Here is a 25,502-nt window from a genome sequence, read left to right on the forward strand (position 1 = left end):
AAGCAGGAGTGACCCGTTGACCCTTTCCCCCGAACAGGCCGTGCATTTCGGCCCCTACCGGGTCTACCCCGGACAACGCCTGGTGCTGGAGGCCGACCAGCCCCTGCGCCTGGGTCGGCGCGCCATGGACATTCTGTTGATCCTACTGGAGCACGCGGGGGATGTGGTCAGCAAGCAGCAATTGATCGCGCGGGTCTGGCCCAAAAGCGTAGTCGAAGACATCAATTTGCGAGTACACATGGCGGCGCTGCGCAAAGCCCTCGGCGACGGTCAAGCCGGCCAGCGCTACATCGTCACCGTGGCCCAGCGTGGTTACAGCTTTGTCGCGCCGCACTCCCTGGAACACGTCGAGCAACGTCCCGCAAGCGGCGGGCACGAGCAGAGCGGCCATAACCTGCCCATTCGTCGGACTCGCATGATTGGTCGCCAGGTCTTGGTCGACAGTCTTGTGACACAATTGCCACGCCAACGCTTCATCACCCTCCTCGGCCCTGGCGGTATCGGCAAGACCACGGTGGCACTGCGCGTCGCCGAACAACTGATCGGTCGCTACCGGGACGGCATTCGACTGCTGGACCTGGCCCCGGTCAGCGACCCGTTGATGATCGCCCCCCACCTGGCGACTCTGCTGGACCTGTCGTTGCACGACGCTGAACCGATGAACGGTCTCGCGACCTTCCTGCGCGAGCGGCAGATGCTGCTGGTGATCGACAACTGCGAGCATCTGATCGACGCCATTGCGTTGCTCAGCGAAAGCATCCTGCGTGGCGCGCCCGATGTGAACATTCTGGCCACCAGCCGCGAGAGCCTGCGAGCCGAAGGCGAATTCGTTCAGCGCCTGGAGTCTCTGGACTGCCCACCGCCCATCGCCGTACTGGACCGCTCCCAGGCCTTGAGCTTTTCGGCTGTGCAATTGTTCGTCGAACGGGCGATGGCCAGCCATGACAGTTTCGAGCTGACCGATGACGAACTGCCTCTGGCGGTCGAGATTTGCCGCCGTTTGGACGGTATTCCTTTGGCGATCGAACTGGCAGCAGCGCAAGTGAACAGCCTTGGCCTGAGTGGATTGCTGACGCAACTGCAAGGCAGTTTTCGTCTGCTCACACAGGGCTGCCAGACGACGCTGGGTCGGCATCAGACCCTGCGCACAACACTTGACTGGAGCTTTGAGCTGCTGAGTACCTGCGAACAAATCTGCCTGCGCCGACTGGGTGTGTTCAGGGGCGGTTTCACACTGGAATCGGCGGCCGCGGTGATTGTCGGCGAACACATTGAGCCCCGCGAGGTGTTTGGCTCGATTACGCAACTGGTGGCCAAGTCACTGCTGAACGTGGAGGTCGGCGACGAGCAGGTGTTCTACCGCCTGCTCGACACCACCCGCAGTTATGCTCTGGAAAAACTCGACCAGGCAAATGATTTGCCAGACACTCTGGAGCGCCACGCCGAGCGCTGCCTGGCATTGATGCATCAGGCCCAGAACGACTGGGAGCACATCCAGACCTGTATATGGATCGAGCGTTACGCCCGCAGTCTGGAAGACATCCGCTCAGCCCTCGACTGGGGCTTGAACGCTCAAGGGCCACAGGCACTGGCGATCCGACTGGCTTCGGTTTCGATGCCACTCTGGCAGGAGCTGTCGCTGCTCAAGGAACACGGCGTGTACGTGCGCAAGGCCCTGGCACTGCTCGAATTGACGCCAGAGCCCTGCCCTCGTCTGAAAATGGCCCTCAAGCTCGCCCTCGGCAGCTCCTGCTACCACACTCAAGGTGGCACCGCCGAAACCGTCGAAGCCTTTGTGAGCGCCAGAACCCTGGCCGAACGCTGCAACGACGTGGCCGGTCAGCTCAGAGCCGTGTCCGGGCACATGGCGGTCAACCTCAGTTGCGGCAACTACCAAACGGCCCTGGAACAGAGCCTGCAATTCGATCGTCTGGGTTTACAAGGCAACGCCGCTGTGTCCCTGAGTACCCACCGTTTGCAGGTGCTGGCCCTGCACTTTGCCGGGGATCAGCAACGGGCACGGGAGAGCGCTGAACAAGTCATTGAGCGCATGGCCCAGAGCGGACACCTCAATCGCTTCACCCACGGCTTTGGCGTCCAGTACGACCAGAGCGTCGCCGCCCTGACCATTCTCGCGCGGATCCTCTGGCTGCAAGGCCATCCGGAAAAGGCCTGGAGCACCGCTCGCCAGGCCCTGGACATCGCGATCCAGATCGACCACGGCACGTCCATCTGCTATACGCTGGCCCTGTCCGGTTGCCTGATCGCCCACTACAACGGCGACACTCAAACTGCCCGCGACCTCTTGCGCCTGCTGCTCGAACAAGCACAAAAACATTCGGTGCTGCTGTTCTACAACTGGGCCCGGCACTATGCGCAGGTGATCGATGGCGATAACGCACATTCGACCCCGCAACCCGGCGTCGGGCTGATCAAGGAAATCATGGTCACCCTGGATACCGGTTTCGTCGATGACGCATTGCTGGCACGGGCCGAAAACGGCGCTACGGGTTGGAGCACGGCGGAAATCCTTCGGGCCAGAGCGAATGCACTGCTTGCAGAAAACAGCCAGAGTGCAGCCGAGACCGTGCTGCTCAAAGCGCTGGGAGTGGCAAAAGCCCAAGGTGCTCTGGCGTGGGAGCTGCGCACTGCCACATCACTGGCCGAGCTTTGGCAGCGTCAAGGCCGCCACCAACAAGCCCATGACCTGCTGGCGCCGATCTACAACCGCTTCACCGAAGGCTTTGCAACACCAGACCTAAGCAAAGTCCGCCGTCTGCTCGACGAGCTGCAACGACACCGGCCGGCCTGAAACCCAGCGTGCCCGGCTGATGTAGCGGGCATAACGCATTTCAAACACTCGCAGCAGTCCGCTCAGTTCAAGCTTTTCCAGTACGTAAGTGCGGGTAGTATTGAGAAACCGATAACGTGTCATGCCATTGCCCTGTTCAACCGACAACAGCGATTTCAGCACCAGCCGTTCTATCACCTCTGCCAGACTGGTGGGCCGCAGCACCGCACAACTGATGACGCCGATGGCTGCGTCCAAAGTAAAGGCTATTTTGAACACCGCCAGCCCTTGCAGCACGGTCTGTTCCAGCGGGCTCAGCCGCTGATAGCTCCAGTCCAACGCGGCCTTGAGCGTCTGATGCCGTGGCACGGCGGTGCGCCGACCTTGGGTCAACAGTTGAAAACAGTTGTCCAGTTGTGCTCGCAGCCCAACCAGTGCCAGCGCATCGATCTGCGCCGCGGCCAGTTCGATGGCCAAGGGCAGACCGTCGAGGCGCCGACAGATTTCCCGCACAACCTTGAGGTCCTGCTCACGCAGAGCAAACCCTTGTTGGCAGGCACGGGCACGGCTGACAAACAGCTGCACCGCCGAATAGCTCATCGCCTCGCTAACACTCTGCAGCGCCGACATCGGCGGCACCGCGAGGGCTGGCAAACGCTGAACCGTTTCCCTCGCCGTCCGCAGCGGTTCGCGGCTGGTGACCAGGATCGATAACCGTGGCGCCGAAACCAATAGGCCCTCCACCAGCGATCGGCAACGTTCGAGCACGTGCTCGCAATTGTCGAGCACCAGCAATGCATGCCGTTGCGCCAGTGCATCCACGCCAACGTCCAGTTCAAGAGTCTGGCTCAGATAATCGACGAGCTGCGCGGGGTCATCGATTGCCGCCAGATCAACGATCCAGACGCCATCGCTATAGTGCTGCAACAGCAGTTCGGCCACGCGCAAGGCCACCGTGGTCTTGCCGATGCCAGCGGGGCCGACCAATGTCATGAAACGGCGAACCGGCAACTGCCGGACCAGACTACCAACGATCGAATCTCGACCGGTCACTGGCGTGATCCGTGTCGGCAGGTTGTGCCGGGGCTGCTGAACGGTTTCGATCGAAACCTGCATCCCGTCCGACTCGCGCTGCACTGGGGCTATGAAGCTATAACCTCGCTGGGGAATATTAACGATGTAGCACCGCCCGTTCTGGCCGTCGCCTAGGGCCCGACGCAGGGCAGCGATGTGCACGCGCAAGTTGATCTCCTCGACCACCGAAGTCGGCCAGACGTGGGCAATCAGTTCTTCCTTGCTGAGCACGTTGCCCGCGAGCTCGACCAGTACCTGGAGGATATCCAGTGCCCGCCCCCCCACGCGCAGAGGCCGATCACCTTCCAGAACCAACCGTTGACGCGGGTGGAACGTGTAGGGGCCGAACCGCAGTACCGTATCGCTGTTTAAATCTCTGAGGCTGTTCATACATGTTCATGTGCTCAAACCTGAGCCGACTCAAGGTACGGAATCATCCGTTGCACAAGTTCGCCCAAGCTCCCGCACCTCCGCTGCCAAGAGTCCACGAGTATCTTGGCAGGCATGGGTGACGGTACAACGGCGATGGAGGGAGCGTCACGGCCATCGCGGTGCGCTGGACGGACAAGAACGCTCTAGCTGAACTGTTCGCGGTACTGGGCGGGAGTCAGACCAAGTTTTTCACTGAACAGAAAACGCATGTGCCGCACGCTGCCGAAGCCGCTTTTGTAGGCGACGGTCTTGAGCGGCAGGTCACTGGTTTCCAGCAGGCTCCTCGCACAGTCGATACGCGCGCTTTGCAGAAACTCCATGGGCGTAATGTTCACTTCCCGGGCAAACACCCGGGCGAAATGCCGCGCACTCATGTTCGCCAGGCTGGCCATGCGTTCGACGCTGAAGGCTTCATCAAGGTGTTCGAGCACATGGTTCTGCACTCGGGTCACCGGCGTTTCCTGGGGTGCCACCGCAGCCATCAATGGGCTGAACTGCGCCTGTCCGCCCTGGCGCTTCATCACCACCAGCAACACCTTGGCCACGTCCTGCGCGATTTTCTTGCCGTGATCCTGAGCGACCACCGCCAGTGCCAGGTCGATACCGGCGGTGACCCCGCCAGAGCTGATCAGGTTGCGGTCCTGAACGTAGATCTGATCGGTCTTCACCGTTGCCTCGGGGAATGCTCGAATCAATCGCTCCGTGTAATGCCAGTGAGTCGTCACCCGATAACCGTCCAGCAAACCGGCATGCCCCAATATGAACGCCCCCGTGCAGATCGAGCCATAACCGGCCGACCGACTGACGGCGCCCCGCAGCCAGTCGAGCAACGGTGGATGTTTTTCGTTGTAGGCCCCCGGACCGCCCGGCACCAGCAGCAGGTCATAGCTGTCGCAGGCCTGGTCTATATGCATATCGGCCTGAACGCTGACGCCGTTGGATGCGCGTAACGCGCCATGCTCGGTGCCGATCGTCGACAGCTGATAACGGTCGCCTGGCTCCAGATAACGATTGGCGATGGAAAACACCTCCATGGGCCCGGCCATATCAAGCAGGAGAAAGTCTGGAAACAGCACCATTGCCACGGTTTTCATGGGTTGGAAATCACTGATATCAAAGAAATAGGAAACGTAGCGTCAGCGCTGAACATTATGTCCAATTGTAACTATAAGAATACATGAACCCGCTCACATAACTGTCAACCTGAACGAGACAATATTTCAACTTCCATCTACTTATTGCACCAACCGGTAAACATTAACCTTCTCCTCACTCGGACGAACTCTCGTCCCAAACAGGAGATTTCATCATGCTGACCCTTCGCAAAGCCTCTGATCGCGGCGCGGCCAATCATGGTTGGTTGAAGTCGTTCCATACCTTTTCCTTTGCCAACTACCGCAACCCGCGGGAGCAGGGTTTTTCCGACCTGCTGGTGATCAACGATGACCGCGTGGCAGCCGGTAAAGGCTTCGGCCAACACCCGCACCGGGACATGGAGATTTTCTCCTATGTGCTCGAAGGTGCCCTGGAACACAAGGACACCCTGGGCACCGGTTCGGTGATCCGCCCCGGCGACGTGCAGTTGATGAGCGCCGGCAGTGGCGTGGCCCACAGTGAATACAATCATTCGGCGACCCGGTCGGTGCACTTCCTGCAAATCTGGATCGTACCGGACGTCAGCGGCGCTAAACCGCGTTATCAGCAAGAGCACTTCAGCACGCAGAAGAAACGCGGTCGCCTGCAACTGATAATCTCCCCCGATGGGGCCAACGGTTCGCTGCGGGTGCGTCAGGATGCCCGGGTCTATTCCAGCCTCATCGACGGCAAAGAAACCGCCACCCTCACGCTTGCCGCCAATCGCTACGCTTATGTGCACGTGGCCCGGGGCAATGTCGAACTCAACGGCGTGCAATTGCAGGAAGGCGATGGCGTGCGGGTTCGGGATGAACAGGCGCTGACCTTGAGCAACGGCGTGGATGCCGAAGTGCTGGTGTTCGATCTGCGTCCTCAAGAGCTGCCGGAAATGCCATGACCGTAACTTGCCTGGGGGGCGCTGTGCCCCCCGGGCTTCACTCATTGGAATAAACGGTTGGCTTTAGTAGTGCTCTCAAAGGATCGCTGGAAAGACCCAAAGAAAGTCCTCAGCGGGAAGTGCATCTGGACGCCAAATTACGTGCCTGCTAGCTTTAGGTTCTGACCATATTTTTAGTAAGTAATGTCACGCTGGCATCCGATCTTGCGTTACAAATTACTATAATATCTTTTAGCCTCAGGTGATAAGAACACACGTCAACGAACAGAAACTGTCCTTTGCAATGCACCTATCCTCGCCAACTTAAAGAGCCCTAGAAGGGTAATGCCAGTCAGTTAAGAAAATCTCAGGCGAAACACGCTCTTGGTAGCAGCTGGCGAAGCCTGCGTTCGGCTGCGCAGCAGTCGTAAAATCAGGCGGCGCGGTGTTTCAGGAATACCTTGCGCTCAGGTTTTACGACTGCTGCGCAGCCGAACGCAGGCTTCGCCAGCTGCTACAGATCGCGTTACGGCTTAACTGACTGGCATTACCCTAGAAGGGCCCTTTACTTGTATAAAAACGAAATCACTTAGCCAGCCAAAATTCCACGGTGTCTGAGCCATACTGAGCCTTCCATTCCTTTAGTGTTTTATGATTTCCGCCTTTGGTTTCGAAAAGTTCGCCAGTGTGAGAACTCTTGTAAATTTTTACTTGGCGAGGCTGACGAATGCCGACTTTCAACTCGGTAGCAGGTGCGCGACGGCAGGCCTTTGGATCAAGCAGACCGAATACGTCTTTCAAGCTGTAGCCGTACTGACCCAGCAAAGCACGCAGTTGGCCTCAAACTCGATCTCTTTTTTCGGGCGGCATCACCCTTCATGGTTTCAAGTTCAGCAAGCTGAGAGGCGAGTTGTTGTTCGAGTTTACGAAACTCAGCCAGACAGGACATTTGATGCTCCAAAGTTGGCCGGAGTTGGCTTGAGCCTTTATCAGCAGCCCTGCGGATCTCCACACCAGGCTGTTGCCGACGGTGTTGGGCGCGAACCACAACCCGGCATCTGAAAAACTAGTGATGTAAACAGCACAGCCGTCCAATCCCGCCTGCGAAAAATGCCCGACATTACCTCAATCCGAATTCGCGAGGTATAGCATGCTTACTGCAAATCAAGCGGTGAAAACACGGCGTCTTTGCAACAGTAAAGCTTGCGCACAACCATGGACACAACCAAAGCACAGGGAACGACTCTGGTTATCCATGTTGCTAATTGGCACCTGCGGCACTGCCCTGGCTGCCGAGCCTTCGGCGCAAGACTTTATGGACGGCTCAACCTTGGACGTGCTGAGCCGAAATTTCTTCCTGCAGAATGACTACCGATCCCCCTCCCCGGCGAACAAAAACTACCAACGGGAGTGGGCTCAAGGCTTTATCGCCTCGTTTGCCTCCGGTTTTACCGCCGGCACCGTCGGGTTCGGTGTCGATGCCCACGGTTTTCTCGGTTTGAAACTGGATGGAGGCAAGGGACATTCCGGTACGGGCTTGCTGCCGCTGGATTCAGAAGGCCGCAGTGAGAGCGACTATTCCAGCGCCGGTGGCGCGTTGAAACTGCGCGCATCCCGAACCACGTTGGCCTACGGCGAGATGACCGTAGAAACCCCGGTGTTCGACACCGCCGACAAACGCCTGCAACCGGAATATGCCACGGGTTTTCTGCTCGACAGTCGGGAATTCAACGACATGCATTGGCAGGCCGGGCACTTCACAGCCTTCAAGAATCAGGATGCCTCGACCAGCAAAGGTGACTTCACCGGCTACGGGGTGAGCACCGATACCGGCGGCATCAGTTTCCTTGGTGCCCAACTGTTCGAAGACCAGCCGTTGGGTGGCGCCCTGTACGCCTCCGAACTGACTGACACCTGGCATCAGTACTACGCCAACCTGCACCTGAAGCAATCCGGGTTCTTTCTCGACAGTAACGTTTACCACACTCAGGATTATGGCAAGGCCGTGGCCGGCGCGATCGATAACACCGCTTACAGCCTGTCAGGCAAATACACCGTCGGCGCCCAAGGCTTCACGATGGCTTATCAAAAAATCCATGGCGACACGCCGTTCGACTTTGTTGGCGGCGACTCGATCTACCTCGCCAACTCGATCAAATACGCTGACTTCAACGGCGCCGGCGAACGCTCGTGGCAGGCTCGATACGACCTTGACCTGGGCGCTTTCGGCGTCCCCGGCTTGAAATTCATGACCCGCTACGTCACCGGTCGCGGTATCGACGGCACCCATGCGCCCCAAGGCGGAGCATACAACCCGTTCGACCCGGACACCGGCCAGTTCGTCCCGCAACAAGGGGATGGCGGGCGCCATTGGGAGCGGGATATTGATCTGCACTACATCGTGCAATCGGGGCCAGCCAAGGATTTGTCGGTGCAGGTGTCCCAAGTGTCCCATCGGGCCAACAGCGCTCAGGGTGGGGATGACATCGACCGGATTTACATCGTGATCGAGTATCCCCTGAAGCTGGGGCGCTTTTAATCGATCAACTTCACCTTGGCCTGCCCCTGGAGAAAATGCCGAATGCGCACGTCGACGCCTTCGCTCTACAAACGACTGTGAGGCCTTGATCAGGCATTGCGAGAGCTTCGTGCCGGCAGTAGATGATCCGAAGGAAATGCGGCGTTTGCAGGAAGCTCTGGAGACGCTTCGTGAGGCGCTGGTAAATCATCTGAACTCTTCACCTTCAACCTCCAAGTAGGTTGGTACCAACTAGATTTGACGCGGACACCGATAGCATTGAAACCATGCAAACCCGTATCAAACGCAGTGACGCTTCCAGACGGAGCCGATAGTTACGGTAAGCCGGTTTGGGCAGCAATTCAGCCAACATAGATCGCCTTTTGACTTGCCATGGTCTGCTCAGCATCCGGTGAATTTCACTGCTTGAAAAGATGGGCTGGCCGCAAAGCCGGGTCGCTCAGCCTTTCTGAAAGAGTTCGAGGGCCTAAATGACCTGACGTTTCAGGGCACGGACCTCGACATTCAGAAAATCAAACTTGCAGTTTTTTGAGAGGCGAGCGCAAGCCATGAGTATTGCCGATAAACCTGAATTCCATATCACTCTAGGAGCCTGGTTCCGTCAGGAACTGTTGTATCCCATCTTTGGACTTAGCACTGAGGCTGTACGCAAGTACCGCTCCAAGGGTTTATGGCTGGAAGGTAAGCATTGGCGGTGGGCCCCAGCCAACGTCATCGTTTACAACCGGGCTGCGATCGAACGTTGGATGGAAGGCAAACCCTGACCAATATGATGCCGACAGGTGTTGAAGTGAACGGTAAGTAGCTGCGGATCTGGTTCATGTTGCATGGCCAGCGGTGCCGGGAGCCATTGCCTGGCATCGCTAAGATCAACAAGGCTTCGATCGCTTACGCCGACAACAAGCGCCGGACGATCGTCACCGAAATCAAGGAGGGGCGGTTTGATTATGCCGCCCACTTTCCCGACTCCGAGCGCGCAGTAAACTACTCCTCCGCTGGCAGCTCAAACCTGAAGCGCACCGTGAAGGAAGGCATTGATCGATGGCTGGAAGTTCAGCGCGCCTTGAAGGCATCAAGCACCGTAGTGAACTACGTGAGCAAGGCCGTACACGTTGACAAGAAATTCGGGAAGGCTCGTATCGGCGACATCAGCAAAAGCGACATCGAGCTGTTCCAGGTGCAACTGCTTAAACAAGGCCTAGCCCCCAAGACGGTAAACGATATCTTCACGGTGGTACGCGGGGTTTGGGGCGACGCTTTCGGCGACGGGATCCTAAAGTCCAACCCGCTGGACAGGATTAGCAACGTCGGATCGGATGCGGACCAAGAGCATGCAGACCCGTTCAGTCGAGACGAGATCGAGCTGATTGGCAAAGCAGATCCAACGCGACTGTCTGACTCCAGGATGATCCAGTTCAACTGCTGGGCCGGGCTTTCCCTGTCCGAGATCATTGCGCTTGCCGTGGAAGATGTCGATTTAGATGCTGGCATCGTGCACGTACGTCGGGCATTAGTGGTTGGCGAATTTAAGGTCCCCAAAGAACGTTCCAGGGTGCGCGCAGTGGAACTGATCGACCCCGCTTTGGAGCTGATGCGAGAGATTGTCGCTGCGGCCAAGCCAGCCAGATGCTGTCGAGCTATGTCCCAGTCGAATGGGTGGCCAGGCAGCTCGGACATGCGGACACAACGATGGTGAAAAAGCATTACGGAAGGTGGATACCGAAGGACACCAAGAGTATGGCGGGTATCGTGTCGAAAATGCTGGGGTTTAGAGCGGACTAGAGCGGTATACAGGGTGTGATTTATGCCCTGAAAATGCCCTAAACAATATGACAGAAACGAAAAAGCCCCCGTAATCTTCAACGATTACGGGGGCTTAGTCTTATTCAATAATGGCGGAGAGATAGGGATTCGAACCCTAGGTACCGGTGAAGGTACAACGGATTTCGAATCCGTCCCATTCGGCCACTCTGGCATCTCTCCAACGGCGCGCATCATAACAACACTTTTGCCGGAAGCGAACCCCCTAAGCAAAATTTTTCCGTGCTATCAGATGCTTGCGTCGATTAAAGCGGTACGCCCAGACGATTGGCGACTTCTTCGTAGGCTTCGATGACGTCACCGAGGCCCTGACGGAAGCGGTCTTTGTCCATTTTCTTGCCGGTGGCCTTGTCCCACAGACGGCAGCCGTCCGGGCTGAATTCGTCGCCCAGGACGATGGAGCCGTCGTGGAATACGCCGAATTCGAGCTTGAAGTCGACCAGCAGCAGGCCGGCGTCGTCGAACAGTTTGCTCAGGACCTCGTTGACCTTGAGCGACAGTTCTTTCATGCGAACCAGTTGCTCGGCGGTGCCCCAACCGAATGCCACGACGTGGGATTCGTTGATGAACGGGTCGCCCTTGGCGTCGTCCTTCAGGAACAGCTCGAAGGTGTAAGGGTTGAGCTTCATGCCTTCTTCAACGCCCAGGCGCTTGACCAGGCTGCCGGCGGCGTAGTTACGCACGACGCACTCGACCGGGATCATGTCGAGCTTCTTCACCAGGCATTCGTTGTCGCCCAGCAGTTTGTCGAATTGGGTCGGCACGCCGGCTGCTTCGAGTTTCTGCATGATGAAGGCGTTGAACTTGTTGTTCACCATGCCTTTGCGGTCGAGCTGCTCGATGCGCTTGCCGTCGAACGCCGAGGTGTCGTTACGAAACAGCAGGATCAAGCGGTCAGCGTCGTCGGTCTTGAAAACCGATTTGGCTTTGCCGCGGTAGAGTTCTTCACGTTTTTCCATGATGGGCTCCGCTTGCTAAGTAGGTGGGCTAGGCGATATGTCGCCAGTCGAGCCCTGAATCTTGATCGGCCAGTTGCAGCCAGTCCGGGTCGCACCCGAGGGTGTCGACAAAACATTGCCGGGCCAGCTGCGGCAGGTTGTTCTTGCTGCTCAGATGGGCCAGGACCAGGTGTTGCAGGCCTTGCCAGCCCAACTCGGACACCAGGAATGCCGCCTGATGGTTGTTCAAATGTCCCAATTCACCGCCCACCCGTTGCTTCAGGAAGTACGGGTAGTGACCGCGAGCGAGCATGTCACGGCAATGGTTGGACTCGATCATCAACGCATCGAGATCCCGATAGCCGTCCAGCACCTTGTCGCAGTACGAGCCCAGGTCGGTCAACAGGCCGAAACGCCGCTCACCGTCACTGAAAACATATTGCGTCGGCTCCTGTGCATCATGGGCCACGGCAATGACGCCGATGCTCAGTGCGCCGATCTGCAGTTGCTCGCCGCCGGCCAACAGGCCAGCCGGTTCAATCGGTTTGCGCATCCCGCGCAGTGTCCCGCGACTGAGGTAGACAGGCAGATTGTAGCGCCGAGACAGCAAACCCACGCCATGCACGTGGTCGGCATGTTCGTGGGTCACGAGTATCGCGCTCAGCTGCGAAGGGTTCACACCCAGGCGCAGCAGGCGTTTTTCGGTTTCCCGCAGGGAGAAACCACAATCCACCAGCACATACGTGTCAGCGCTGGCTATCAGCGTGCCGTTCCCTTGGCTACCGCTGCCGAGAACGGCAAAACGCATGAGATCAGCCCAGGTTATCCTGAATCTTGCTCAACACTTTGCGCGCCACTTCTGCTGGAGCCACGGTATTGATGTTCTTCTCGACCGTGACCTGGACGCTATCACCGACCTTGCTCAGGCGAACCTGATAACGCTCGGCGCGGGCTTCAATCTCTTCCTTGCTCGGCGCGCTGCCGAACAGGCCGCTGAAGAAACCAGGCTTCTCGTTTTTCTTCTCGGCTTTTTCGGACAGGTTGATGTAGTACAGACCGAGGCTGCGGTTGATATCTTCAACGCGCCATTCACCCTTTTCCAGTGCACGACCGACGCTCGACCAGGCACGGTCCAGGTCAGTACCGACGTTCAATACCGGGTTGCCACTGCCGTCTTCGCTCAGGCTGACCCGGCTTGTCGTATCGGAATCACGCGAAGCCAGCATGGAGACCGAACCGCCCTTCTCCGAAATGCGGCTCATGCTTGCAAGCATATCGTCGACCAGTGCCGCGTCCAGGCCAGTGTTGACTGAAGTGTTGGTGAAGGCCACGTCGGAGGTGCTGCCCGCAGGGCGCTCGGCGCTGACCACGTAGACTTCACTGGTGTTGCGCTGCACGCCGGGCTCGATGCGGACCCGCACGCGGGTTTCGCTATCGGCGCCGACACCGGCCGCGCTCAGGCGTTTGCCCATCGCGGCGGACAACTCGTCGGAATGCTGCCAGGTGGTGGTGAATTCACCGGTTTGCGGGCGCTGTTCGTCCAGACGGAAACCGTTGTCCTGGAAGAACTGCACGGCCACTGGCCAGACTTCGGCCGGCGGGTTCTGGGCCACGATCCAGCGCGAATTACCGGTTTTCTGCAGGGAATAGGCACTGGCGTCGGCCACCGCCGACAGTGGCTGCGGACGAGGAACGACGTATTCGCCTTTGGTGGTGTCATTGGCCACGTTGCGCGGGATTGGCAACAACGGATCCAGATGCTTGGCGTTTTTGACGTCTGGAGGTATTTGCATGGGTGCAGTCTGTTGCGCTTCCAGGTAATCGCTACCACGGTCACGGAAATAACCTTCCGGGCCCCAGACCCATCCACAGCCACCGGTGCTGGAGATAATCAAGGCAAGTGCGGAAAGTCCGGCCATTCGCTTCATGCGTAGTACTTCCTCAATTAAACCAGGACGCCGGACTGGCGCATGGCCTGCCGCAGCGGTTCGTGACAGGCAGCGCTGAGCCAGGTGAGCGGCAGACGGATACCGTCCGGCATCAGGCCCATTTCATGCAGCGCCCATTTCACGGGAATAGGGTTGGATTCGATAAACAAGGTTTTATTGAGCGGCATCAGCTTTTCATGGATCGCGCGGGCCGTGACGGCGTCGCCTTTCAGAGCAGCGTTGCACAGGTCGGCCATGTCTCGCGGGGCGACGTTGGCGGTCACCGAGATGTTGCCTTTACCGCCGAGCAGCATCAGCTCGACCGCGGTGGCGTCGTCACCGGAAAGCACCAGAAAATCTTTGCTTACGCCATCGATGATGGCTTTGGCACGTGTCAGGTCGCCAGTGGCTTCCTTGATGCCAATGATGTTTTTCACGGTCGACAGGCGGATCACGGTGTCGGTCAACATGTCGCAAGCGGTACGACCGGGCACGTTATACAGGATCTGCGGGATATCGACGGCTTCGGCGATGGCCTTGAAGTGCTGGTACAAGCCTTCTTGGGTCGGCTTGTTGTAGTACGGCGTGACCAGCAGGCAAGCATCGGCGCCGGCGGTCTTCGCGTTGGTGGTCAGCTCGATCGCTTCGCGCGTCGAGTTGGCGCCGGTACCGGCAATCACCGGAATGCGCCCTGCCACCTGCTTGACTACGTAACGAATCACTTCGATGTGCTCATTCACGTCTAGCGTCGCAGACTCACCTGTAGTGCCGACCGCCACGATGGCGTGGGTGCCGTTTTGCAGGTGAAAGTCCACCAGTTTGCTCAGGCTGTCCCAATCGAGACGACCTTGTGCATCCATGGGTGTGACCAGTGCCACCATACTGCCCGCAATCATGCAACCGCTCCTGCCGGAAAAAGAGAGCGGTAATGGTACTGGCGCCAAGATGCTTGCACAAGCGAAGTACTGCGCTGCTGCCATTCCCCTTGGCGCTGCTTTTCGCTACCCTTCAGACTTTGATCGGTACTGATAAGCTCGTAAGCCGGGTTCCAGCCTCCATTTTCGGCATCACAAGCCCCGATCCAGCGTTGCCACCCCTCGCTCTTGCCATACTGGAGCACGTTGCAACCTTCGGCCGGGTTTTCTGAATTCGCATCCGCAGGCTCGCCCCGGCAATATAAAGCTCTTTGAAGTATCGACCGCTCATCGCTTTAGGAATGCTGCATGTCCACCCCCACAGTTCGCGAACAATTCCTTGTCATCAGTGCCCTCGGCGCCAACCCCATGGAGCTGACTAACGTCCTGTGCCGCGCCAGCCATGAAAATCGCTGCGCCGTGGTCACTTCCCGCCTGACCCGTCATGGCGAGTGCAGTGCGTTGATCCTTGAGATCTCCGGCAGCTGGGACGCCCTGGCGCGCCTGGAAGGCAGCCTGTCGAGCCTCGCCAAGAAATACGCCTTCACGGTCAACGTGGTGCGCAGCGCGGCCCTGGAGAACCGTCCACAGGCCCTGCCTTACGTCGCCTATGTCAGCTCGGCTTATCGCTCGGACATCATCAACGAGCTGTGCCAGTTCTTCATGGACCACAACGTCGAGCTGGAAAACCTGACCTGCGACACCTATCAGGCTCCACAGACCGGCGGCACCATGCTCAACGCCACATTTACCGTGACATTACCGGCCGGCGTGCAAATCAGCTGGCTGCGCGATCAGTTCCTGGATTTCGCCGATGCGCTGAATCTGGATGCCCTGATCGAACCGTGGCGCCCACAAAACCCAATGTAAGGAAACTTCCATGGCCGTTGCCATTGATCAACCGGTTGCCGACTTCGAAGCGCCCGCGACCAACGGGCAGACCGTCAGTCTCGCGGGCCTCAAAGGCAAGCAAGTGGTGATTTACTTCTACCCGAAGGACAGCACGCCGGGCTGCACCACCCAGGGACAGGGCTTTCGCGATCAGCTGGACGCCTTTAAAGCGGCGAACACCGAAGTTTTTGGTGTATCGCGAGACAGCCTGAAATCCCACGAAAACTTCAAGGCCAAGCAGGCGTTCACGTTCGAGCTGATCAGCGACAAGGAAGAGGCTCTTTGCCAGTTGTTCGATGTGATCAAGCTGAAAAAGCTGTATGGCAAGGAATACATGGGCGTTGATCGCAGCACTTTCCTGATTGATAAGGATGGCGTGCTGCGTCAGGAATGGCGCGGCGTGAAGGTGCCGGGGCATGTGGATGCTGTTTTGGCGGCTGCCCAGGCGCTGAACAAGGGCTGATTTTTTTGGCGTCTACCCGGACGCCTTCGCGGGCAAGCCTCGCTCCTACAGGACTTACGCAAACCTTGTAGGAGCGAGGCTTGCCCGCGAAGAGGCCCTCAAGGCTGAAAATCAAAGCAACGGCGCGACCGACGGTTCCTTGCGCGGCCACGCGTCCAGCACAGCCTTGAACAGCGTGGCCAGGGGAATCGCGAAGAACACCCCCCAAAAACCCCACAACCCGCCAAACAGCAGTACCGCGCAGATGATCACCACCGGGTGCAGGTTGACCGCCTCCGAGAACAACAACGGCACCAGCACGTTGCCATCCAGCGTCTGGATGATCCCGTAGACCGCCATCAGATAGATGAACTGATCGCTCCAGCCCCACTGAAACAACGCAATCAGCATGACCGGCACCGTCACCACCACCGCTCCGACGTACGGCACCACCACCGACACGCCGACCAGCAGAGCCAGCAATGCCGCGTAGTTGAGTCCCAGAACGACAAAACCGATGTACGTTACCCCTCCGCAAATGAAGATCTCGATGACCTTGCCGCGAATGTAGTTGGCGATCTGCCGGTTCATCTCGTGGGCGACTCGAGTGATCAGCGCCCGCTCACGCGGCAAATAACCGCGCACCCACTGGCCAATCATCTCTCGGTCCTTGAGAAAGAAGAACACCAGGATCGGCACCAACACCAGGTAGATCATGATGTTTACCAGCAACGGCAGACTCGACAGCGAGAATGTCAGCGCCCACTGACCGAACTTGCCAATCTCGCCCCGCGCCAACTCGATGGCCTGCAGCACCTGCTCGTCGGACACCAGATGCGGGTAGCGTTCGGGCAGCAGCAAAAGCAGCGACTGCCACTTGGCGAGCATGCCGGGTAGCTCATTGAACAATGTGATCAACTGATGCCAGAGCAACGGCACCACGACAACAATAAATACCAGCAGAACGCCCATGAACAACGCGAAGACCAGCCCCACCGCGACCGCACCGGGCATGCGCAGGCGTTCAAGCGTCACTACCAACCCTTGCATCAAATACGCCAGTACCATCCCGGTGAGCACCGGCGCGAGCATACCGCCCAGCGTAAGCACGGCGGTAAATGCCAAAATCAGCAGGACCGTCAGCACCACGGCTTCTTCATCGGAAAAGTAGCGCTGAATCCAATCGCGTAACACTTTGAACATCAATAATCCTTAGAACCGAATGCAGCGATATCAGGCTTTTTTCAACCAGTAGCGGTATACACCCGCTTCGTCTTCTTCACGAAGCAGCGTATGACCGGCTAATCGGGCAAAGGTGCGAAAGTCACGCTGAGAACCTGCGTCGGTAGCGATCACCTTAAGCACCGCGCCGCTGGCCAGTCGATTGAGTTCCAGCTTGGCCTTGAGCAACGGCAGTGGGCAATTCAAGCCGCTGGCGTCCAGTTCGGCGTCATGGGCTACAGCGTCGGTCATCGCATTACTCCGGGTCTGATGGTTGAACAGCTTAGAATATCTGGTCGCAAGCTTAGTGTCCGGCTACAGTAAGGTCTTTGTCGACTAAGGCTTTGTGCATGACTTTTCTGCGCCCTACCCTGCTGACGCTGGCTTGCCTGCTTGCCTCACCAGGCTTCGCCGACGACCTGCCGTCACTCGGCGACGCCAGTTCTGCCATTGTCTCGCCGCAGCAGGAATACCAATTGGGCCGTGCATGGCTGGCGTTGTTGCGCAGCCAGGTCTCGCAGCTCAATGATCCGCAGCTCAAGGACTACGTGGAATCCAGCGTCTATCGACTGGTTGAAACCAGCCAGGTCAATGACCGGCGCCTGGAATTCATCCTGATCAATAGCCCGGAACTCAATGCCTTTGCGGCGCCGGGCGGGATTGTCGGGGTCAATGGCGGTTTATTCCTCAATGCCCAGACCGAAGGCGAATACGCTTCGGTTCTCGCTCACGAATTAGCTCACTTGTCGCAGCGTCACTTCGCCCGTGGCGTTGAAGCCCAACAGCACATGCAAGTTCCGATGATGGCTGCGCTGCTGGCAGGGATCGTCATTGCCGCAGCCGGTGCCGGCGATGCCGGGATCGCGGCCATTGCCGGTACGCAAGCGGCAGCGATTCAGGAACAGCGGCGATTCTCTCGCCAGAACGAACAGGAAGCCGACCGCATTGGCATTCTCAATCTGGAAAAGGCCGGTTACGACCCGCGCTCAATGCCGACCATGTTCGAACGGTTGGCGCGCCAATACCGCTTCGACGCCAAGCCGCCGGAATTCCTGATGACTCACCCGGTGACCGAGTCGCGTATCGCCGACACCCGAAACCGTGCCGAGCAAGCCCCACAGGGCGGCATCGAAGACAGCACGCGCTATCAGTTGATTCGTGCGCGAGTCCAACTGATTTATGAGGAAACCCCAGGCTTGGGCGCCAAGCGCTTTCGCGCTCAGCTGGATGAAAACCCGAAAAACGATGTCGCACGCTATGGACTGGCGATTGCCCAGATCAAGGGTGGCCAGTTGAACGAAGCTCGGGAAAACCTCAAGGTGCTGCTGGCCAAATCGCCGAACGAGATCATCTATAACCTGGCTCAAGTGGATCTGGACATCACCAACAATCGTCTGCCGGATGCTCAATCCCGGGTTGACCGGATGCTGACTCAATATCCAGGCAACTACCCGTTGAACTCTGTGCGTGTCGACCTGCTGCTCAAGCAGAACCGCGCAGCCGAGGCCGAGAAAGCCTTGGAGAGTCTGCTCAAGTCCCGCCCGGACGATCCGGATGTCTGGTACATGGTCGCCGAGACTCGGGGCCTGTCGGGCAATATCATCGGCCTGCATCAGGCTCGTGCGGAGTACTTCGCGCTGATCGGGGACTATCGCCAGGCTATTCAGCAACTGGACTTCGCCAAGCGCAAGGCCGGCACCAACTTCCCACTGTCGTCGCGAATCGACGCACGGCAACGCGAGTTGTTGGAACAAGAGCGCATGATCAAGGACATGATGGGCTGATTTTTTTTGTAAACAGAAAATCAGGACAAAAGAAAACCGCCTCTTTCGAGGCGGTTTTTTATTGACCCATCAACCGGTTTATTCAGCCAGTTTAAAGGTGATGAAGCTGGCGCGACCTTGACGCAGAACCCGCATCGACACCGAGCGGTTCTTCGGCAGCGCCTTGGCGATATCCGTGAACTCCTTGGTTGAAGTAATCGCCTGATTATTCAGGTGAGTGATCACATCGCCGGGTTGCAAGCCAATCAGGGAAGCTGGGCCGTCCTGGACCTCCTTGATGACCACACCGCCTTTGAGGTCGTAGGTTTTCTTCTGCTCATCGGTCAGCTCGACCACGGAAACACCCAGGCGATTGCTACTGCGCTCAGTGCTGGATTTTGGCAGGGCATCGAGTTCTTTGCCTTCCTCCGGGATAGCACCGACAGTCAGCTCGACATTCTTGCGTTTACCGTCGCGAACCACTTCCAGATTGGCTTTGGAGCCGGCCTTCAGCGCGCCGACCAAGTGCGGCAGATCGGCGGACATGATGATCGGTTGACCGTTCATGCTCAGGATCACATCGCCTACTTGCAGGCCACCTTTGGCAGCCGGGCCGTCATCCTGGATCTGAGCCACCAGTGCACCGGCCGGTTTCTCAAGACCGAAAGACTCGGCCAGATCCTTGCTCACTTCCTGAATCACTACACCCAACCAGCCACGGCTGACCTTGCCGCCGCTTTTCAACTGATTGGAAACGTCCATGGCCACGTCGATAGGGATCGCGAAGGACACCCCCATGAAGCCGCCGGAGCGGGTGTAGATCTGCGAGTTGATCCCCACCACTTCACCCGCCAGGTTGAACAGCGGACCACCGGAGTTACCCGGGTTGATCGGCACGTCGGTCTGGATGAACGGCACATAGTTTTCGTTCGGCAAACTGCGACCGATTGCGCTGACGATACCTTGAGTCACGGTATGGTCGAAACCGAAGGGTGAGCCGATAGCCACGACCCATTGGCCGGCTTTCAGGTCCTGGGATTTGCCGAGCTTGAGAACCGGCAGATCCTTGCCTTCGATTTTCAGCAGCGCCACGTCAGAGCGCGGATCAGTGCCAACCAGCTTGGCCTTCATTTCGCTGCGATCGGCAAGACGAACGATAATTTCGTCCGCATCGGCGATGACGTGGTTGTTGGTCAGAATGTAGCCGTCAGGTGAGATGATGAACCCCGAACCCAGGGATTGGGCTTCGCGCTGGCGATCACCGCGAGGTGAACGCGGCGGTGGCATGCCACGCTCCAGAAACTCGCGCAGCATCGGCGGCAAGCCTTCAAGGTCAGGCATCTGCTCGTCTGACACTTTGCGGTCCGGCAGTTTTTGCGTAGTACTGATGTTCACCACCGCGGGCGAGGCCTGCTCGACCAGTTGCGTGAAGTCAGGCAATTCGACTGCTTGAGCAGTAACTGCCTGACCGAGCACGAGCACGGTGGCAAAAATAGAGAGATAAGACTTCAAGCGTGGTATCGACATACGGCTCCCGTTACGACGAGCATGGTTAAGCGATATGGAGCAAACGAACACCGGGAACGATACGCCGGTATTTTTGTTCCGGGAACAAAAAAACAAGGCCAGAGCCGAGGGCTCTGACCTATAGAAAAAATCGGGAATAATTGCAAATTGAAATGCTCACCAAACATTTCGATACCCGCTCACTGCTTGGTTGCAGTGGCATCAGTGCGCATGGACAGTGCAATCCGTTCAGCGGTACCTATCGGAATTTCACCGACTACGGTGACCATCACTTCGCCTTGCGGGGTGGTCAAGCGCCGGGAAACAGCAACGGTTGGCCCCAGCTGAGTGCGTGTATCAGTGACGGTAGCGCCATTCAACGGCTCAAGGAACACCGAGAAACGCGCCAGACCATCGTCATACATCAGACTGTTGACCTGGGTTTTGGTCTCTGGATCTTTTCGCGACGTACTGCTGGTCAACTCGAAACCCGGTGGCAACCAGTCAGAGTGCCAAGCCTGCGCCGCCTTGACCGCAGAAGCCTTGTCGCTGTCGAGTACGACAGCCTTGCAATCGGCGCCAGGCTGCAAGTCACTGTCGGACGGCACGTTGGACGTATCCAGTTGCGTGAACTGGAATCGCTCCAGCAGTTGCCCTCTATCATTGAGCAGCAATGATTTGAGAGGCAGGCCGGTTTCCTGGTCCAGATGCAGTTCAAAACCATAGCGGTGCTGATCACGCGGCTTCAGCGAAACAATCACCGCCGCCCGCCCAGCCACGCGCGACTTGCCAATGACGGCAAGGTCGTACCAATTCTTGAGCTTTTGAGGATCGAGTGCACGAGCAGAAGAGTTGGGAGAGTCCCCAAGCCCTGCTATCAGAATGCCGCTGACGCATTGAGTATGCCCATCAATACGCACGACTTCCTGTGCTGAGCCGTCGAGCTGGAGTAAACGCTCGCGGACTTTGCCATCCTTTACGCGGTGCCAGATGTTATGGGTAGAAAAACTACCGTTACGCTCGTAGACGAAAGTACCGCGAAAGCTTTGCTGTTGCTCGGCTTGGCCCAAACGGGTCAACCAGTCCTGGGCTTCATCAGCGTGGGCTGGAACAACAAACCAGCCACCGAGCAGAAGCGTAAGTAGAGGGATGGCGCGCATGATCCTCCTTAACGGTTTTCCAGACTTGCGGCACGAGCGTAAGGCAGCGCGCTCTCAGTACCTTTCAATGCAGCCTGTTGAGCATGTTGGCGCAAGTAGCCTGGCATACGCTGATCGTGCCAGCCTGGCTGACCTTGCAATACGCCGTTGGCCATAGGGCCAGTGGCATCCGAACTCTCATTGTAGCCTGCCAATACAGCTGGACCCTTGACCTGAGGAACGGCCAGACCCGGTTGACTGGATTGTTGAGCCAGTTCGACACCCGCGATCTCGTCGTGGTTGTATAGGCGAACACCCGCCAGTACGGCAATCGTTACCGATGCAGCGACCGCCAGACGACCCAGGCTGCGCCATGGACCACGGGAGGCTTTTGCCGGCACAGCTTCGTCAGCCAGCGCAGCAGAGACTGCCGCAGCGATATCCAGGCGTGGAAGCAGCAGATCCTTGTGCATCACCGCCCGCGCGATTTGATAACGAGTCCAGGTATCACGGGTTTCAGCATCGTCAAAGGCATTCAATACCCGACGCAACTCCAATTCGTCCGCTTCGTTATCCATCACTGCGGACAGCGATTCCTGCAGGGCTTCACGACTCATGGCGTTCCTCTCTTGGCTGTCGCCGCTGTCTCAGTTTTCCTGCAACAACGGCTGCAGGGCTTTATCGATGGCTTCCCGAGCGCGGAAGATCCGGGAGCGCACGGTACCCACCGGACACTGCATGACTGCTGCAATGTCCTCGTAACTCAGACCATCGAATTCACGTAAAGTTAACGCCGTACGCAAATCTTCTGGCAGTTGTTGAATGGTTCGATGGACGGTGCCTTCGATCTCATCCCGAAGCAATGCACGCTCTGGAGACTCTAGATCCTTGAGGCCATGATCGCCATCGTAAAACTCTGCATCTTCGGAGCTGACATCGCTGTCCGGCGGCCGACGGCCACGTGAAACCAGATAGTTTTTCGCCGTATTGATGGCGATGCGGTAAAGCCACGTATAAAACGCGCTGTCTCCGCGAAAATTTCCAAGTGCACGGTACGCCTTGATAAAGGCTTCCTGCGCCACATCCTGGGCTTCATGGGTGTCGTGCACGAAACGCACGATCAACCCGAGAATTTTGTGCTGGTATTTCAGCACTAGCAGATCGAAAGCGCGCTTGTCGCCGCGTTGAACGCGCTCGACCAGCTGCTGATCCTCTTCCTGGGTTAGCATGAACACTCCTCGATAAGCTCGGAGGAGGCTTGCATAACTAAACAACCAGACTTGCAAACATAGACTCGGGCTTTTCGCAAAAGTTCTCCCCCTCCAAGCAAGTTTCCTGCGGGCTCTGATTTGGCACGCACGAAAAGCGCAGCTCGGCATAACCCGGCTGCGCGAATAATCTTGTCATCGGATTTGCAGGCAAGGATCAAACCGCAGATCCTGCTCTGAATCCGACACTGCTTTTTCAGGCACCGTCTATTGATCTTGAGCCTTTGGCAAAAGTTCCAAATATTTATAGCTGGGTGCAACCCACATTGTGCAACCCTGAATAGAAAATAACTGTTAAATCGACGATACAGTCGTCTTGTCGCCGAACCGGTCAAAAAAGCATCCGACGAAGCGTCAGGTATTTTCCGTCACAGTAGTTTCACAATGCCATATGGGCTCGGCTATTGTGCCGCTCCCCCCCTCTATATACTAGTGGGCTGTGTGGCTGCCTGACTCCCCAATCCAGGTGTCTTGCGCCAACCCCGACCCGGGTCGCTTTGAGCGGAATCCTGAAATGAGCCAACAGTTTCAACACGATGTTCTGGTCATTGGCAGCGGCGCTGCCGGTTTAAGTCTTGCGTTGACCTTGCCTGGTCATTTACGCATCGCGGTACTGAGCAAAGGCGACCTCGCCAATGGCTCGACTTTCTGGGCCCAAGGTGGCGTCGCTGCCGTGCTGGATGACACCGACACCGTTGAGTCCCACGTCGATGACACGCTTAATGCCGGTGGCGGTCTGTGTCACGAAGACGCCGTGCGATTTACTGTCGAGCACAGTAAAGAGGCGATTCAATGGCTGATCGACCAAGGCGTGCCGTTTACCCGCGATGAACAGTCCGGTACCGAAGATGGCGGATTCGAATTCCACCTGACCCGTGAAGGCGGCCACAGTCATCGACGCATCATTCACGCCGCCGATGCGACCGGCGCTGCGATTTTCAAAACCTTGCTCGCCCAGGCCAGGCAACGATCGAACATCGAACTGCTGGAACAGCGTGTCGCCGTCGATCTGATCACCGAGAAACGCCTGGGCCTTGAAGGTAATCGCTGCCTGGGTGCCTATGTACTCAATCGCGGCACCGGTGAGGTCGACACCTACGGCGCGCGTTTTGTGATCCTCGCGTCCGGAGGGGCCGCCAAAGTCTACCTCTATACCAGCAACCCCGACGGCGCCTGCGGTGATGGCATCGCCATGGCCTGGCGTTCGGGTTGCCGGGTGGCGAATCTGGAATTCAACCAGTTCCATCCCACCTGCCTGTATCACCCGCAGGCCAAGAGTTTCCTGATCACCGAAGCGCTGCGCGGCGAAGGCGCCCACCTGAAGCTGCCCAACGGCGAACGCTTCATGCAGCGCTTCGATCCGCGCGCAGAGCTGGCACCACGGGACATCGTCGCCCGCGCCATCGACCATGAGATGAAGCGCCTGGGTGTCGACTGCGTCTATCTCGACATCAGCCACATGCCGGAAGCGTTCATCAAGACTCACTTCCCGACGGTGTACGAACGCTGCCTCGAATTTTCCATCGACATCACCAAGCAACCGATTCCGGTGGTGCCCGCGGCGCATTACACCTGCGGCGGCGTGATGGTCGATCAAAATGGTCGCACCGACGTGCCAGGGCTGTACGCCATCGGCGAAACCAGCTTCACCGGCCTGCATGGCGCCAACCGCATGGCCAGCAATTCGTTGCTGGAGTGTTTCGTTTATGCGCGCTCAGCGGCAGCGGACATTCTGGAACAATTGCCGCAGGTTTCGATTCCGATGGCCCTGCCCATCTGGGATGCCAGCCAGGTCACCGACTCCGATGAGGACGTGATCATTGCGCATAACTGGGATGAACTGCGGCGGTTCATGTGGGACTACGTCGGCATCGTGCGCACCAACAAGCGTTTGCAACGGGCACAGCACCGCGTGCGCCTGTTGCTGGACGAAATTGATGAGTTCTACAGTAATTACAAGGTCAGCCGGGACTTGATCGAGTTGCGTAACCTGGCCCAGGTGGCCGAGCTGATGATTGAGTCCGCCATGGAACGCAAGGAGAGTCGCGGCCTGCATTACACCCTCGACTATCCGGACATGCTCCCTGTCGCCCTGGACACTATTCTGGTGCCGCCCACCTACGTCGACTGAATTTGAGTCGAACCCGCAGGCGTCGGTGCACATCCGCCGCCTGCGAATCCCGGGGCACACAAATCGACCTGACCCATCGTTCGCCTCGCAGCCGAAAACGCAGCACTACGATCAACGGTAGCGCCAGGCTGTCTGGTCGCAGCTGAACGGCCTGCCAACCCGCCGTCTGACTCCACAACTGCCAACCATCGCCATCGCGACGCAAGCCGCAAAATGCCTGTGGATGTGTCAGCAAAATCTGTCTCGGCAATGCCCAAATGCCATGAACCAGGCACAACACGACGCCAAGCACCCTGGCCCAGATCGGTATAGCGAGAAGAAACAGCGAACCCAGCGCGAACAGCTGGACCAGAAGATACGCCGCCAGCAACTGCCGCGAGGCATGCCAGCGGCACTCGAACGAATTACTTGGGCTGGACACGGTCCAGGATCATGCGAACCATGCGCTGAAGCTCCGGATCTTCCGATTCGGCGCGTTCCATGAACCAGCCGAACATGTCCTGGTCTTCGCATTCGAGCAGCTTGCGGTAGCAATCGCGGTCGACATCATTGAGGTGCGGATAGACCTCTTTCACGAACGGCACCAGCAACACGTCAAGCTCAAGCATGCCGCGGCGGCTGTGCCAGTAGAGGCGATTCAGTTCAACATCTTCGACCATGGAGCGCTCCTCAAATAGGCGGCAAGTATACAGC

General features: G+C 57.9%; 23 protein-coding genes, 1 tRNA gene and 1 pseudogene. 9 read left to right on the top strand and 16 right to left on the bottom strand.

What is annotated here, in order from left to right:
- Window positions 1-16: 16 nt before the first annotated feature.
- The gene (locus tag ACM6IR_RS11030; RefSeq protein ID WP_414907735.1) at window positions 17-2,812 is read left to right on the top strand and encodes an ATP-binding protein; all 2,796 of its coding nucleotides are present in this window, start codon (window positions 17-19) and stop codon (window positions 2,810-2,812) included.
- Here the strand turns inward: ACM6IR_RS11030 and ACM6IR_RS11035 are convergent.
- Together ACM6IR_RS11035 and ACM6IR_RS11040 are read right to left on the bottom strand one after the other, a co-directional pair.
- Window positions 2,759-4,255 carry an ATP-binding protein gene (locus ACM6IR_RS11035; RefSeq protein ID WP_414907736.1) on the bottom strand — a complete coding sequence of 499 codons (1,497 nt, stop codon included), beginning with the start codon at window positions 4,253-4,255 and terminating at the stop codon, window positions 2,759-2,761. The two genes, ACM6IR_RS11030 and ACM6IR_RS11035, sit on opposite strands and share 54 nt — an antisense overlap.
- Before the next feature lie 185 nt (window positions 4,256-4,440).
- Window positions 4,441-5,391, bottom strand: coding sequence for a GlxA family transcriptional regulator (locus tag ACM6IR_RS11040; RefSeq protein WP_414907737.1), 951 nt, complete (start codon window positions 5,389-5,391; stop codon window positions 4,441-4,443).
- Between the two features lie 215 nt (window positions 5,392-5,606).
- Between ACM6IR_RS11040 and ACM6IR_RS11045 the strand changes: the two genes are divergently transcribed.
- Complete coding sequence (locus ACM6IR_RS11045; protein ID WP_414907738.1) at window positions 5,607-6,329, top strand: pirin family protein; 723 nt, start codon at window positions 5,607-5,609, stop codon at window positions 6,327-6,329.
- A gap of 564 nt (window positions 6,330-6,893) precedes the next feature.
- Here the strand turns inward: ACM6IR_RS11045 and ACM6IR_RS11050 are convergent.
- A pseudogene (locus tag ACM6IR_RS11050) lies at window positions 6,894-7,257 on the bottom strand (histone-like nucleoid-structuring protein, MvaT/MvaU family).
- A gap of 306 nt (window positions 7,258-7,563) precedes the next feature.
- Between ACM6IR_RS11050 and ACM6IR_RS11055 the strand changes: the two are divergent.
- From ACM6IR_RS11055 to ACM6IR_RS11065, 3 genes are all read left to right on the top strand, one after another.
- A complete protein-coding gene (locus ACM6IR_RS11055; RefSeq protein ID WP_414907739.1) occupies window positions 7,564-8,847 on the top strand; it encodes an OprD family porin in 1,284 nt (427 codons plus the stop codon).
- Between the two features lie 548 nt (window positions 8,848-9,395).
- Window positions 9,396-9,611, top strand: coding sequence for an excisionase family protein (gene xisR, locus ACM6IR_RS11060; RefSeq protein WP_414907740.1), 216 nt, complete (start codon window positions 9,396-9,398; stop codon window positions 9,609-9,611).
- 56 nt (window positions 9,612-9,667) lie between these two features.
- Window positions 9,668-10,543 (top strand): Arm DNA-binding domain-containing protein, encoded by an 876-nt coding sequence (locus ACM6IR_RS11065; protein WP_414907741.1) that lies wholly within the window; start codon window positions 9,668-9,670, stop codon window positions 10,541-10,543.
- Between the two features lie 197 nt (window positions 10,544-10,740).
- Here the strand turns inward: ACM6IR_RS11065 and ACM6IR_RS11070 are convergent.
- From ACM6IR_RS11070 to dapA, 5 genes are all read right to left on the bottom strand, one after another.
- A tRNA-Ser gene (locus ACM6IR_RS11070) sits at window positions 10,741-10,830 on the bottom strand.
- 83 nt (window positions 10,831-10,913) lie between these two features.
- Window positions 10,914-11,627, bottom strand: a complete 714-nt coding sequence (gene purC, locus ACM6IR_RS11075) for a phosphoribosylaminoimidazolesuccinocarboxamide synthase (RefSeq protein ID WP_414907742.1) — start codon at window positions 11,625-11,627, stop codon at window positions 10,914-10,916.
- A 28-nt stretch (window positions 11,628-11,655) separates the two neighbouring features.
- Window positions 11,656-12,414 carry an MBL fold metallo-hydrolase gene (locus ACM6IR_RS11080; protein WP_414907743.1) on the bottom strand — a complete coding sequence of 253 codons (759 nt, stop codon included), beginning with the start codon at window positions 12,412-12,414 and terminating at the stop codon, window positions 11,656-11,658.
- A 4-nt stretch (window positions 12,415-12,418) separates the two neighbouring features.
- Entirely contained in the window at window positions 12,419-13,534 is a 1,116-nt protein-coding gene (bamC, locus tag ACM6IR_RS11085) for an outer membrane protein assembly factor BamC (protein WP_414907744.1), read from the bottom strand.
- Between the two features lie 17 nt (window positions 13,535-13,551).
- Window positions 13,552-14,430 carry a 4-hydroxy-tetrahydrodipicolinate synthase gene (gene dapA / locus ACM6IR_RS11090; RefSeq protein WP_414907745.1) on the bottom strand — a complete coding sequence of 293 codons (879 nt, stop codon included), beginning with the start codon at window positions 14,428-14,430 and terminating at the stop codon, window positions 13,552-13,554.
- Between the two features lie 327 nt (window positions 14,431-14,757).
- On the opposite strand from dapA, the gene ACM6IR_RS11095 reads away from it, so the two are divergent.
- Both ACM6IR_RS11095 and ACM6IR_RS11100 read left to right on the top strand, forming a co-directional pair.
- Window positions 14,758-15,318, top strand: coding sequence for a glycine cleavage system protein R (locus tag ACM6IR_RS11095; RefSeq protein WP_414907746.1), 561 nt, complete (start codon window positions 14,758-14,760; stop codon window positions 15,316-15,318).
- Between the two features lie 10 nt (window positions 15,319-15,328).
- Complete coding sequence (locus ACM6IR_RS11100) at window positions 15,329-15,802, top strand: peroxiredoxin (protein WP_414907747.1); 474 nt, start codon at window positions 15,329-15,331, stop codon at window positions 15,800-15,802.
- A 111-nt stretch (window positions 15,803-15,913) separates the two neighbouring features.
- Here ACM6IR_RS11100 and ACM6IR_RS11105 read toward each other — a convergent pair whose 3' ends face one another.
- Together ACM6IR_RS11105 and ACM6IR_RS11110 are read right to left on the bottom strand one after the other, a co-directional pair.
- Window positions 15,914-16,984 carry an AI-2E family transporter gene (locus tag ACM6IR_RS11105; protein WP_414907748.1) on the bottom strand — a complete coding sequence of 357 codons (1,071 nt, stop codon included), beginning with the start codon at window positions 16,982-16,984 and terminating at the stop codon, window positions 15,914-15,916.
- 30 nt (window positions 16,985-17,014) lie between these two features.
- Complete coding sequence (locus ACM6IR_RS11110; protein WP_020300476.1) at window positions 17,015-17,254, bottom strand: sulfurtransferase TusA family protein; 240 nt, start codon at window positions 17,252-17,254, stop codon at window positions 17,015-17,017.
- Between the two features lie 98 nt (window positions 17,255-17,352).
- On the opposite strand from ACM6IR_RS11110, the gene ACM6IR_RS11115 reads away from it, so the two are divergent.
- On the top strand, window positions 17,353-18,786 hold the full coding sequence (locus ACM6IR_RS11115; RefSeq protein WP_414907749.1) for a M48 family metalloprotease: 1,434 nt from the start codon (window positions 17,353-17,355) through the stop codon (window positions 18,784-18,786).
- 78 nt (window positions 18,787-18,864) lie between these two features.
- Here ACM6IR_RS11115 and ACM6IR_RS11120 read toward each other — a convergent pair whose 3' ends face one another.
- From ACM6IR_RS11120 to rpoE, 4 genes are all read right to left on the bottom strand, one after another.
- Window positions 18,865-20,292, bottom strand: a complete 1,428-nt coding sequence (locus ACM6IR_RS11120) for a DegQ family serine endoprotease (protein ID WP_414907750.1) — start codon at window positions 20,290-20,292, stop codon at window positions 18,865-18,867.
- A 179-nt stretch (window positions 20,293-20,471) separates the two neighbouring features.
- Window positions 20,472-21,431 (bottom strand): MucB/RseB C-terminal domain-containing protein, encoded by a 960-nt coding sequence (locus ACM6IR_RS11125; RefSeq protein WP_414907751.1) that lies wholly within the window; start codon window positions 21,429-21,431, stop codon window positions 20,472-20,474.
- An 8-nt stretch (window positions 21,432-21,439) separates the two neighbouring features.
- On the bottom strand, window positions 21,440-22,027 hold the full coding sequence (locus ACM6IR_RS11130; RefSeq protein WP_414907752.1) for a sigma-E factor negative regulatory protein: 588 nt from the start codon (window positions 22,025-22,027) through the stop codon (window positions 21,440-21,442).
- A 30-nt stretch (window positions 22,028-22,057) separates the two neighbouring features.
- Window positions 22,058-22,639 carry an RNA polymerase sigma factor RpoE gene (gene rpoE, locus ACM6IR_RS11135; protein ID WP_007944079.1) on the bottom strand — a complete coding sequence of 194 codons (582 nt, stop codon included), beginning with the start codon at window positions 22,637-22,639 and terminating at the stop codon, window positions 22,058-22,060.
- 553 nt (window positions 22,640-23,192) lie between these two features.
- On the opposite strand from rpoE, the gene nadB reads away from it, so the two are divergent.
- Window positions 23,193-24,809 (top strand): L-aspartate oxidase, encoded by a 1,617-nt coding sequence (gene nadB, locus ACM6IR_RS11140; RefSeq protein WP_414907753.1) that lies wholly within the window; start codon window positions 23,193-23,195, stop codon window positions 24,807-24,809.
- Here nadB and ACM6IR_RS11145 read toward each other — a convergent pair.
- Both ACM6IR_RS11145 and ACM6IR_RS11150 read right to left on the bottom strand, forming a co-directional pair.
- Window positions 24,778-25,230, bottom strand: a complete 453-nt coding sequence (locus tag ACM6IR_RS11145; protein WP_414907754.1) for a protein YgfX — start codon at window positions 25,228-25,230, stop codon at window positions 24,778-24,780. The genes nadB and ACM6IR_RS11145 overlap by 32 nt on opposite strands.
- Window positions 25,214-25,468 (bottom strand): succinate dehydrogenase assembly factor 2, encoded by a 255-nt coding sequence (locus ACM6IR_RS11150; protein ID WP_007944081.1) that lies wholly within the window; start codon window positions 25,466-25,468, stop codon window positions 25,214-25,216. Before ACM6IR_RS11150 ends, ACM6IR_RS11145 begins: the two co-directional genes overlap by 17 nt.
- Between the last annotated feature and the right edge of the window lie 34 nt (window positions 25,469-25,502).

The sequence above is a fragment of the Pseudomonas sp. IT-P253 genome (assembly GCF_949768125.1).
Taxonomy (GTDB): Bacteria; Pseudomonadota; Gammaproteobacteria; order Pseudomonadales; family Pseudomonadaceae; genus Aquipseudomonas.